Annotated in this window: 7 protein-coding genes; all 7 read left to right on the top strand. The window is 37.7% G+C overall.

What is annotated here, in order from left to right; genetic code table 11:
• The 7 genes from IPJ96_05980 to IPJ96_05950 all read left to right on the top strand — a co-directional run bounded on the left by IPJ96_05980 (position 1) and on the right by IPJ96_05950 (position 12,528).
• Entirely contained in the window at positions 1-756 is a 756-nt protein-coding gene (locus IPJ96_05980; GenBank protein MBK7909899.1) for an SDR family NAD(P)-dependent oxidoreductase, read from the top strand.
• Positions 757-958: 202 nt separating this feature from the next.
• Entirely contained in the window at positions 959-1,135 is a 177-nt protein-coding gene (locus tag IPJ96_05975) for a hypothetical protein (protein MBK7909898.1), read from the top strand.
• Positions 1,132-5,064 (top strand): hypothetical protein, encoded by a 3,933-nt coding sequence (locus IPJ96_05970; protein MBK7909897.1) that lies wholly within the window; start codon positions 1,132-1,134, stop codon positions 5,062-5,064. Before IPJ96_05975 ends, IPJ96_05970 begins: the two co-directional genes overlap by 4 nt.
• A gap of 413 nt (positions 5,065-5,477) precedes the next feature.
• Entirely contained in the window at positions 5,478-7,382 is a 1,905-nt protein-coding gene (locus IPJ96_05965; GenBank protein ID MBK7909896.1) for an AAA family ATPase, read from the top strand.
• Positions 7,383-7,834: 452 nt separating this feature from the next.
• The gene (locus IPJ96_05960; protein ID MBK7909895.1) at positions 7,835-8,491 is read left to right on the top strand and encodes an SAM-dependent DNA methyltransferase; all 657 of its coding nucleotides are present in this window, start codon (positions 7,835-7,837) and stop codon (positions 8,489-8,491) included.
• Entirely contained in the window at positions 8,472-9,977 is a 1,506-nt protein-coding gene (locus IPJ96_05955) for an Eco57I restriction-modification methylase domain-containing protein (GenBank protein ID MBK7909894.1), read from the top strand. The genes IPJ96_05960 and IPJ96_05955 overlap by 20 nt, the downstream gene beginning before the upstream one ends.
• A 1-nt stretch (position 9,978) precedes the next feature.
• The gene (locus IPJ96_05950; GenBank protein MBK7909893.1) at positions 9,979-12,528 is read left to right on the top strand and encodes a GIY-YIG nuclease family protein; all 2,550 of its coding nucleotides are present in this window, start codon (positions 9,979-9,981) and stop codon (positions 12,526-12,528) included.
• The last annotated feature ends 1 nt before the right edge of the window (position 12,529 follow it).

Raw genomic sequence — 12,529 nt, 5'->3', positions numbered from 1 at the left:
ATGAAAACGATCTTCATCACCGGCGCGACGGCCGGCTTCGGAAAAGCCATTGCCTACACCTTTGCGCAGCACGCGTGGCGGCTCATTCTTAACGGACGGCGGCAGGACCGGCTGGAGGCACTGGCCACCGAGTTGCGGAACGACTACGGAGCCGACGTGCTCACCCTGCCCTTCGACGTACGCGATCGCGAAGCCGTGGTACAGGCGATCAGGAACCTGCCGCACGAATGGAAGTGGGTAGACCTGCTGGTGAACAATGCCGGACTGGCCTCGGGGCTGAGCACGATCCAGGAAGGCGACTTTGCCGACTGGGACGTGATGCTCGACACCAACGTGAAAGGCCTGCTGAACGTTTTCCGTTGTATCGCGCCCACAATGGTGGAGCGCGGGCAGGGGCACATCATCAACATCGGGTCGATCGCCGGGAAGCAGACCTATTTGCGGGGCAACGTCTATTGCGCCACCAAAGCCGCAGTGAACGCCCTTTCCGAGGCCATGCGGATCGACATGCTCCCGCACGGCATCCGGGTCACGCAGATCTGTCCGGGCGCGGCGGAGACCGAGTTTTCGCTCGTCCGCTTCAAAGGCGACGCCGAACGCGCCAAACAAGCCTACGCCGGCTACAAGCCCCTCACCGCCCAGGACATCGCCGACATCGTCTATTTCGCCGCCACCCGGCCGGGGCATGTGGTTCTGAATGATATCGTAGTGACCCCGCTGGCGCAGGCGAGTCCGTATTATATGCACAAGGGGTGACCGATAATAAATGCCTGCTTCTTATCTTAGTCTCATTTTATAACTTTCGACAAGCCGACCAAACTGGAACAATAAACGAAACTGACCCGTCACGATAAACGCATTTCGCCAATTTGACTGATTGTTTGTATTTTCGGGTGAAATCGAGGAATTTGTGGAAATAAAGCGAAGGAGAGTTTCGCCTATTTGAGCGTTACCGGTCATGCTAAAAGACGACACAGACAACAATAAAACGACAGAGCAAATGAACAGACAAGCCAACGCTTCAGCAAAATCAAAAGAGCTGCAACCCATCGCACAAGCCGACACAGTTGCAGCACATTTGCTTTTGCCCTACCCGCATCCCAAGACAAAATCTATTTTCCTGATTAGACAATGAGTAAGAAAACCTTTATCCAAGAATTATGTAGAGAAAATTCAACTTTCAGTTCGCCACGACAAGCTGAAATGGTTGCAAATTTATTGGACACAGTTTCGAGTGACATTTACTCTGAAAGCCAACGATTTGTATTTGAACTTATACAAAATGCTGACGATGCAGCAAAGGACACAAACAACGAAATTCATTTTGACTTTTTACCAAATTGTTTAATTGTTTCTCACAACGGAAAACCTTTTGACGAAAAAGATATTATTTCACTTACTGGAGCAGGTGCAAGCACCAAGCGTGCAGACCCGACAAAGACAGGCTATAAAGGAATTGGTTTTAAATCAGTATTCGGAAAGTCGGAGCGGGTAACAATCTTTTCGGACGGCTATCAGTTTCGGTTTGACAAATCATTTCATAAACAAAAATTGCCTTGGCAAATAATTCCGATTTGGTCAGAATTAAACGAATTGAGTGATTCAATTCAAAAAAGCATATTAGATAATAACTATGCAGTATCTACCACTATAGAAATTAAAAAGCCCGAAGAATTACTCGAAGAACTGAACGAGTTGCTTAGTAATGGCCAAATACTTCTATTCCTAAGACGAGTTTCAAAAATTTCAGTATCGTATAATGGCAAACCGGTTTCCTCGATTGAGAAGAAAATTATCAGCCAAGATATAGCTTTCAATGAAACTACTTTGTATAAAGACGGAAAAGAAATTAGTTCGTGGCTAACAAAATCATTTGAGCAAATATCTATTCCCGAAGACACAAAAGAGGAATTAAGACAGGATGAAAAAACACCTGAAAAATTAAAAGAAGCTGAGTATACAGAATTATCATTTGCCGCAAAAATTGAAGAAGGGAAATTAAAATCACTCAAAAGCGAAGAAAGTTTAATCTTTACTTATTTGCCTACCAAGGTCTCGGACTTTGAATTTCCATTTTTAATAAATGGAAGTTTTCTTACCAATGCAGCAAGAGAAGGACTACACGAAGACAGAGTTTGGAATCAATGGCTATTTAAACTTACAGCCGAAAAAATTATTGAATGGTTAGAAATTCTTTCGAAAAGCAAATTTAAATTTCAAATCCTACAATTACTTCCATCAAAATTTGGAGGAATTCATAATGAATTAAGAGTTTCATTCAACCAATCATTAGAAAAGTCTGTAAAGGAAAAAGCATTTATTCCTTCAAAAAATGCTAAACTTAAAAAGATATCGGATATTGTTATTGACAAAATAGGGCTTTCTGAATTATCATTCTTATCACCAGAAACAGTAATAGGTTTTATAAACCAAAAAGAAAACACAAATTTTAAAACAGATTCGTTGATAAACTCACAGCTTCAACGAGCCGATAAACTACGTTCATTTGGTGCAATGTTTTTTGAGACGGAAAACCTTGAAGATTTTTTCCTATCAGACATATTCAAGAAGAATCACCAACCATCTGAAAATTTTTCTTTAATTGAATATTTCCATAGCAAAGCAGCAAAAGACGAATCTAAAGAATGGAACGAAAAACTAAAATCAATTCCATTCATTTATGCAAAAGGTAAAAAACTGAAAAGCCCGCAAGCTGTTTGTTTCCCTTCTATTGATTTTAAAACGGAGTTTGGCGATGGTGTTGCGGTTATTCATAGCGAAGTTTACCCAAAAATAGAGACCCATAGCAAAATCAAAGGTTGGCTTGAATTATTGGGCGTTAAAGAACCATCTGATGAAGCATACCTTGAAAATGAGATTATCGGAAATATTGATAACTGTATTGATATAAATAATTATCTATATATAACAAGATACATTTTTAATCGGCATAAAAAAGGTTTATTAAGTGAATTGCATTACGACCAATTACAAGACTTAAAACTATATTCTACAAAAGGGGAGTTTAAAGCAGCCAAAGAATGCTATCTTTCAGATTTCTATGAGCCTTCTTTGAGATTAGAAAAAGTAAATGACGAAGGAATTTTTGTTTCAAGCACCTACAAACAAAACGAAGATTTAATTAGCGAATGGAAAACATTTTTCTTGTACTTAGGCGTTTGCGAGAACGTTGAACTCAGAGAATTAAGACTTTCTAATAGTGAGGCAATAGGTATGTACAAGGATTTTGCCCAATTTTTTGCGACTAATTCTACACAAAAATACAATGCTGCTTCCGGAACTATTTGGCATAACACAATTACAACATATAAATTAACCACCTACACTCTAGTAGAATTTGCTTTTAATTATGAATTTTCTAAGCTTTTTTGGTTAAAAGCTTTAGAAATTCCTTTTATGCGAGTTAATAATGACAAAGGTTTCGCCTCGTGGCAAAACAAATTGGATTTGGATGAAAATTTTTTCGATTGGATGATAAGCAATTCACCAATATTTCCTGCAACAACAAAGGTTTGCTTAAAGGCAAATGAAATATTTATAAACAATAAGGAAATTATAGAAATAGCGGGCAATTATTTACCAGTGTTTGATTGTGATGTGGCATTAACAAAAGAATGGAGAAAAATATTACCTTTCAAAAAGAACTTAGAGCTTACTGACTATTTAGAAATTTTAGGAAAGATAGCGAATCAAAAAAAGAAAAATGAAAATGATGAAACCTCAAAAATATCAGGTAAGAAAAAGATAGCATTAATATATACCAAACTGGCTTCATCTCTTTCTAATTTCTCAAAAGAAGAAAAACAAGAAATTTCGGATTGGGCAAAGACAAACAAAATTATAAGTCAGAATGAAACGTTTGCAAATGCAAGTGAATTATTTTGGTTAAAAGGAACTACAAGTAACTTTGGAGGTGAGTTGGAATTAGTGTTTCTTCCTGATGAATTAAAAGATGAAGAAAATATTGAAGAACTACTTTCGCTTTTTGGTGTAACTGTTATTTCCGAGTTCAAGTTAATTAAGAATAAAACTGTAACCAATGATTCGTTACAAAACGAATTATTTTCGATAAGCCCTTACTTGTCTGCAATCGTTGAAAAGAAAAGCGGAGAAGAATTTGATAGCATTTTCAAAAAACTTAAAACTTTAATCAAAAGCCTTAAAGTAGTTAATACAGCGAGTTTAGAATTAGCGTATATCTATAATGGAAAACAGCATGTGATTTCAAAACCCGATTCATATTTTGATGAAAACGAAAACACATTGTATTTCACGGGGAATTGGAAAAGTCCGACAACAATGTATTCGCTTATTGAACACGTTGCAAAAGCATTGCAAATTGAAAAGTATCAAGAAGAATTACGATTGTTCTTGCAACTTGACCCCGAAGATATTTCAGAGTGGCTTCAATCAAAATTTGATATTAATAAGCAAGAAGTTGAAAATATGCCCGCTGTTTCTAATTTCATAGAGAAATTAGTTTCAGCTACCGAAGAAGAAATTAAACCCTCTGATGCTGGCGTTTTAATGGATAATTCTTCGATTAAAACAAGAATTAGTATAAATGAAGAAGCACAGGAGATTATTTTTGAAACATTAGAACGGAATAAATTTATCGTTGAAAATAGAAATAAAATCACATACACAATTCTTGAAGGAGTAAAAAATCCAAATGGTAAATTAATTAAGGTTGTTGTTAAAAGTGTTAAGGCAGGAAGAATATATTTTACACCGCTTGAATGGTTGGCATTAACAGAAGAAGATTCTCAACTTTTTGTTCTGACAGCAGGAAATAAAGTAAGAAACGTGACACTTGCAGACCTACAAAGAATAAATGACGAATTTCACATGCGTTTCAATACGGAACAATTCGTTATTTCAAATTTGAAAATACTTGCAAACTTCTTTAAAGGTTTACCCTACACCCATTTTATATTCATGACACCCGAAAGCACGACAGATTACCTACAACAATTTGGTTTAAGTGAAAGAAATTCAAGTTCAAAAGAATTGTCTGCTGATGATAAAAACCTTTTGCTTTAATGATTTACAGCCGAGAAGAACATATAAAATTTTTAGAAGAAGAGCTTCGGGCACAAACAGAAGCCTACAAGCAAAAGTTAGACACTTCTGCCCTTTTTCTGTTGCAAGACCGTGAAGAACTGTTTGTTGCTCAATTTCTCACGTTCAAAGACGGAGAAATGATTTTAAAATTCCCCAACACAAGAGGAATACCAAGACAAGGCGAATATCTTTACTGTTTTACAGTTCCAAAAGAACTAAGAAATTACAGAGATTGGGGGAACAAAACTTATGGCGATTTAATAAAAGAAAAAACAAATTATTCTGAAATTGTTTGTATTTGGCAAACGCCATCTAACGAAAAAGATTTCAGCATTGCAGGTTTCAGAGGTGTGGAACTTGAATTTGCAATTCACATACAAGAAGCAGAAGGAATGATACTTCTTTTGGGGCCAAACAAACCACCATTTGAATACATTGCTAATCTTCAAAGTATTGTTCTAAACCAAAATAATGAATCTGTAAATAGAATTCTTGACCAAGATTTTCAAGTTTCAGATTGGACACCATCACTTCTTGACAATAAAAGCAACATTGCTGATTTTGTTTTATCTCAATTGGGATTACAGGATAGTCTAATTATTCAAGGTCCGCCAGGGACGGGCAAAACATATTTGATTGCTGAAATCTGCGAACGACTTTGTAATCAGGGAAAATCTGTATTAGTAACCGCATTAACAAATAGAGCGTTAATTGAAATAGTTGAAAAACCAGCATTGAAAGGACTGTTAGAAGAAAATCGGATTTTCAAGACAAAACTTTCGGTTGACGAAGCAAAAGCATTTAAAGATTTACAGCAAACAAAAGAAGTTAGTCCGCAACCTTACAATTTAATTCTATCAACGTTTTTCATTACCAGCGGACAAGCGGCAAAAACTTTTAATGAGCCACCTTTTGACTATGTTATTGTTGATGAAGCAAGCCAAGCCTTACTTGGAATGTTTGGTGGTGCAAAACTTTTAGGAAAGAAAAATATTTGGATTGGCGACACAAGACAGTTACCGCCTGTTGTTTCATTAAGCGATGATAAAGTGAGTCGTAAAAATTACGGTGCATTGGTTGATGGCTTAAAAGCACTTTCTGAAACAGCATCTATGCCAATATTTCAGCTAACTGAAACACATCGTCTGACGGACAGAGCAGCAAAGTATTCAGGTTTTTTCTATAAAGACAGTTTGAATTCAAGAGCTAAAAAAGATATTCGCCTTTCTTATTCGGAAATGGACATTGATTTTGGAAGGCTCTTCAATCCAAAAGGTGGGCCGACTTTAATAAAAACTGATTTAAAAGCAGGCGAGTTCAAACCAACCAATGCTTTAAAACTCGCAACAGAAATTGTAAAACACTTATTCGAAACGAACGAAAAATTACATATTTCTGTATTGACATACTTTGTAGAAACTACAAAAGCATTACAAAAAGCAATTTTTCAAACAATCGGCTATCATAATAATTTGTTGATTGAAACGGTTTCAAGAGTTCAGGGTTTGACTACAGATGTGACAATTTTTGTTGTTCCGAATTCAAGTTATCATCGTTCATTAGAAAACCGACTTTTCAATGTGGCAACAAGTCGCTCAAAACGACACACACTTATTATCACGGACAAGGGTGCTTTAACACGTTCTCAAATTGACAATGAAGTAAAAACCTATCTTCAAAAACTTGATGAAGAATTTTCATTTTACATTCAATTTGACGGTTTGACTATTGCAAACATTAATGAAGCTAAACAAGACCCAGTTGAAAAAGTAAATACAGAAACTACTCAAGCAAAAACGGAAAAAGAAAGCAATGTTGGTTTAAAAGTTCTTGGCACAATAGACCTTTCAAAATTTGAAAAGCCGAAAAAGGAAATCAAAAAGGACAAAGAAAATATTTACATCATTGACACTAATGTATTTGTTGATTATCCCGACATCATTTCAAAAATTGACAAGAGGTATCAAGTGATTTTATCGGCAAAAGTCATTGACGAGTTAGACAAATTGAAAGTTACGCTATCTGAAGAACAAAAGAAAAACGTTCAAAAGGCAATCAAACAAATCAATGACAGTTTTGACAAACGAAATATCAAGATGAAAACAGCCGACCTGACTCTACTCCCAAGCGACTTTGACAAAAAATCTCCTGACAATTTTATTTTATCAGTTGCACTAAAATACATAGATGAAAATCCAATTATGCTGACATCTGACAACGGTTTACAAGTTAAATCAAAAGGCTTCGGCATAACGACAATAACATTAAAGGAGTTTTTAAAACAAATGAGATATTAGCCAAAGCTTTTGGTGGCACATTTGCAAAACCGCACAAGCTAACGCTAAAACCAAGTTTTGCAAAAGAGCCACCAAGCCAACGCACAAAGACACTGCAACATGGACAGACAACAACACGACAGAAAAGAAGCACGAACCGGTAACATGGGTTTGGCGTCATGCGGGGTGACGTGCTTTAATTCAAGTGTAGTTTTTCAAATCAACTTTAGTGCTGGGTTGACAGTTTTGTGCCTTGAAATCCCGCACGAACGCCAAGCCCAAAAACGTTATCGGTCAGTGTAAAAAAGCCGACCCGCAAATGGCACATTTGGTTTTTGTCGACACACGAGCCAACGCTCAAAAAACCAAAAGAGCCATTTTTTGCCAACGCACGGACAGACGACAAGACAGAAAAAAGTAACTTAGACGACTGAAAATATTAAAAATAAAAAGTGACTGAATTAACAGAAAATATAAAACCAGACAACCAAGTAAAATCCAAAAAGCGGGTTACTGACCACGGGGAAGTGTTTACTAACCAACGTGAAGTAAACGCTATGCTCGATTTGGTGAAACACGAAACAGAACGCATTGACTCCCGATTTTTAGAACCTGCTTGCGGAAACGGCAACTTTTTAGCAGAAGTTTTGAGACGAAAATTAGCAGTTGTTGACAGCCGATACAGCAAAAGTCAAGTGGAGTGGGAACGCTATTCTGTGATTGCTGTATCGAGCATTTACGGAGTGGACATTTTGGAAGACAACGCCCAAGAATGCCGAGACCGTTTGCTTGGAATTTATACCGATTGGTATTCTAAAGTATTCAAGCAAGTAAAAAATGAGTGTATTCGTTCTGTTCGATTTTTATTGAGCAGAAACATACTTTGGGGCGATGCATTGGACTTTACCAATCCCGAAACCAAACAACCCATTGTGTTTTCTGAATGGAGTGCCGTAAACGGCTCTATGCTGAAACGCAGAGATTATATGTTCAAATTTCTAGTTGAGAAAACTCACCAGTTTTCAATGTTCAATGACGAAGGCAACGCAGCAGCCATTGACGAACCTGTAAAGGATTTTCCGCTTATTCATTTTTTAAAACTTGGCGAAGATGATACAAACGAACTATAATCCTGACGTACTCTCTTGCCTTGCCAATTTGAGTAATGACGAAGTGTTCACGCCACCGAGTCTGGTGAATGATATTTTGGACTTGCTCCCAGCCAAATTATGGAGCAACCCTAACGCCAAGTTTTTAGACCCTGTTTCTAAAAGTGGCGTGTTTTTGCGTGAAATGGCAAAGCGACTAATGGTAGGTTTGGAAACCCAAATACCCGACAAGCAGGAACGCATTAACCACATTTTTAGCCAACAATTATATGGCATTGCCATTACCGATTTAACCGCACTGCTATCTCGCAGAAGCGTGTATTGCTCCAAAACAGCCAATGGCAAATACTCCATTTGCGAAACCTTTGATGATGAACAAGGAAACATTCGCTACAAACGAATGAAACATACTTGGCAAAACGGAAAATGTACCTATTGTGGTGCAAGCCAAGAAGTGTACGACCGAGGAGATGCCTTGGAAACTTACGCTTACAATTTTATTCACACAGACAAACCTGAAAAAATATTTAATATGAAGTTTGACGTTATCGTTGGTAATCCGCCATATCAAATGAGTGATGGTGGTGGTCGTGACTCAGGAGCAATTTCACTTTATCACAAATTTATTGAACAAGCAAAGAATTTAAATCCAAGATACCTTTCAATGATTGTTCCTGCAAGATGGTATTCAGGTGGGAAAGGACTTGATGAATTTAGAGATGAAATGCTGAAAGATAAAAGAATTGCTCAAATTCACGATTTTCCGGAAACATCTGATTGCTTTCCCGGTCTAAATATTCGTGGTGGTGTTTGCTATTTTCTTTGGGACAGAGAACATAAAGGGGATTGTACAATAACAAATTATAAAAACGGTACAGTTCTGAGCACTTCAAAAAGACCACTTTTAGAACCTAATTCAGATGTTTTTGTAAGATACAATGAAGCGATTGACATACTTAGAAAGGTTAAGAAATTCAATGAAAAAACTTTTGATGAAACAGTGAGTGCAAGAAAACCCTTTGGCCTTGATTCCAATTTTTCAGGTTTCAAAAAGAGTAAAACTGACAAGCATAATATCTTACTATATAGATTTGGAGATAATGGTTATGTGTGCGAAGAACAAGTTCTAAAAAATAAGCATTGGGTTAAAGAAATAAAAGTCTTGGTTTCCAAAGCCAGTCCAGGTGGAGACTCATATCCTCACCAAATTATTAGCAAACCAATTATTGCTGATAAAATGTCTTGTAGTACTGAGACATATCTAGTTGTAGGCATTTACAAAAACAAAAAAATTGCAGAAAACGTGGCAAAATATATGCACACCCGTTTTTTCCGATTTATGATGTCGCTAATAAAAAACACTCAAAATATTTCTAGGGGTGTATTTGCTTTTGTGCCAGTCCAAGATTTCTACGAAGAATGGACAGATGAAAAATTATTTGCAAAATATGGTATCACCGAAAGTGAAGTAGAGTTCATTGATACTTTAATAAGACCAATGGATTAATATGGGCAAAAAAGAATTTTTTCCACCTCGACCGTCCACCAATCCCACCATTTATGCTTATGAGTTGGTAAATGTGGCAACGCACAAAGGTTTGCTCAAAATCGGCTATACCGACCGTGATGCACAAACACGTATCAAAGAGCAATTAGGCACGGCAGCAATTCCATACAAAATTGTATTTGAAGAATCGGCGATGAAACGTGACGGAAGTTCTTTCACTGACCACGAAGTACACCGATTGTTGAGAGAATGGAAAGTTGTAAACGAAAGCGGAGAATGGTTTAAATGCACCTTAAACGACTTGCGTAGAGCTATTCACCAAATCAAGACAGGTGAAAAAACAGAAGAAAACCGTGTGCTTACTTTCGGTATGCGACCCGAACAGGATGCAGCCGTTAACAAGACCATTGCCTATTTCAAAAGTTTCAAAAAAGAAAATAAAGACAGAAATCCGCACTTCCTTTGGAATGCCAAAATGCGTTTCGGAAAAACCTTTGCCAGTTACCAATTGGCAAAAAAAATGGGTTGGAAAAAAGTACTAGTACTTACATTCAAACCAGCAGTTGAAGATGCTTGGAAAGAAGATTTACTTTCTCACGTTGACTTTAAAGGGTGGCAATTTATTTCTAAACACGCAGATGAACTATCGAGCCAAGATATTGACACCAAAAAACCCTTGGTTTGCTTTGGTTCGTTTCAGGATTTTTTAGGCAAAAACGCCAACACAGGTGGTATTAAAACCAAAAACGAATGGGTACACGCCACCGTGTGGGATTGTATCATTTTTGACGAATACCATTTTGGGGCTTGGCGAGAAAACGCCAAAGATTTATTCGGCAAAGATTTAGAAGCCGAAAAAGAAATTGAAGAATTTAAGAAAATTGAAAAAGAAGGTTTTGCCGAAGAAGACAAAGCGGAACACTTAGAGAAGATTATTCCAATTAGCACCAATCACTTTTTGTATTTGTCGGGCACTCCGTTTCGTGCCATTAGTTCAGGCGAATTTATAGAAGAGCAAATTTTCAATTGGACGTATTCAGACGAGCAAAGAGCCAAAGAAAATTGGGACGATTCCTTAGGTTCAAATCCTTATGCAGCCTTACCAAGAATGGTAATGCTTACCTATCAATTGCCCGATTCCATTCGCCAAATTGCTATGCAAGGCGAGTTTGACGGTTTTGATTTAAACATATTTTTTTCAGCCGAAGGCGAAGGGCGAAAAGCCCGTTTCAAATACGAAGATGAAGTACAAAAATGGTTGGATTTAATTCGGGGTTCGTTTAGTGAAACCACCGTTGACCATTTGAAGATGGGAGCAAAAAAGCCGCCTTTACCGTTTTCACACGCTCCATTGCTCAAAGTATTAAATCATACTTTTTGGTTTTTGCCAACAGTTGCAGCGTGTAATGCAATGGCATTATTACTTGAAAGAAGACAAAACATTTTTTACCACGATTACAAAGTCGTGGTTGCAGCAGGTACACAAGCAGGAATAGGAATAGAAGCATTGCCCCCAGTTTTAGATGCAATGACCGACAATCCACTGGAATCAAAAACCATTACGCTTTCTTGCGGCAAACTCACCACAGGCGTATCGGTAAAACCTTGGACAGGAATTTTTATGCTTCGAAATTCTTCCAGTCCTGAAACCTATTTTCAAGCAGCTTTCCGTGTGCAAACGCCTTGGGTTATCAAAAACCCCGACAGCAAATCACCCAACAAAGAAGAAATTCTAAAAGAAGAATGCTACGTTTTTGACTTTGCTCCCGACCGTGCATTAAGGCAAATTGCCGATTACAGTTGCCGACTTAATGTAAACGAATCAAACCCCGAAGCAAAAGTTGCTGAGTTTATCAACTTCCTGCCAGTATTGGCTTATGACGGCAGTTCAATGAAGCAAGTGGATGCAGCGGGAATTTTAGATATGGCAATGAGTGGCACAACCGCAACGCTTTTGGCAAGACGTTGGGAAAGTGCCTTGCTCATAAACGTGGACAATAACACCCTTGCCCGATTGATGGCAAACGAAGAAGCAATGAAAGCTTTAATGAGCATTGAAGGCTTCAGGAATTTGAATCAGGACATTGAAACCATTATCAATAAATCGGAAGCAGTAAAAAAAGCAAAGAAAGAAGCCAACGACCGAGAACTAACCAAGAAAGAGAAAAAAGAACTTTCAGACGAAGAAAAGGAATACAAGAGCCTAAGAAAGCAAATCCAAGAAAAGCTAATCAAGTTCGCTACTCGTGTACCTGTGTTTATGTATCTGACTGATTACCGAGAAAGAAGTCTAAAAGACGTAATCACGCAGTTAGAGCCAGGGCTTTTCAAAAAAGTAACAGGACTTTCGGTAAAAGACTTTGAATTATTGGTAAGTCTTGGCGTGTTCAACTCTGCCTTGATGAATGATGCCGTTTACAAATTCAAACGCTACGAAGATGCAAGTTTGGAATATATCGGAATCAACAGACACGAAGGCGAAGATGTTGGTCTATTTGACACAGTATTAAGCCGACAAGATTATGAAGAGAGTTTTGTAAATGAAGATTAGT

This window comes from Bacteroidota bacterium (assembly GCA_016713765.1).
GTDB classification, from domain to species: Bacteria; Bacteroidota; Bacteroidia; order AKYH767-A; family 2013-40CM-41-45; genus Pollutiaquabacter; species Pollutiaquabacter aromativorans.
The sequence above is the reverse complement of the archived record's forward strand: the minus strand, read 5'-3'. Positions and strand labels throughout refer to the sequence as shown.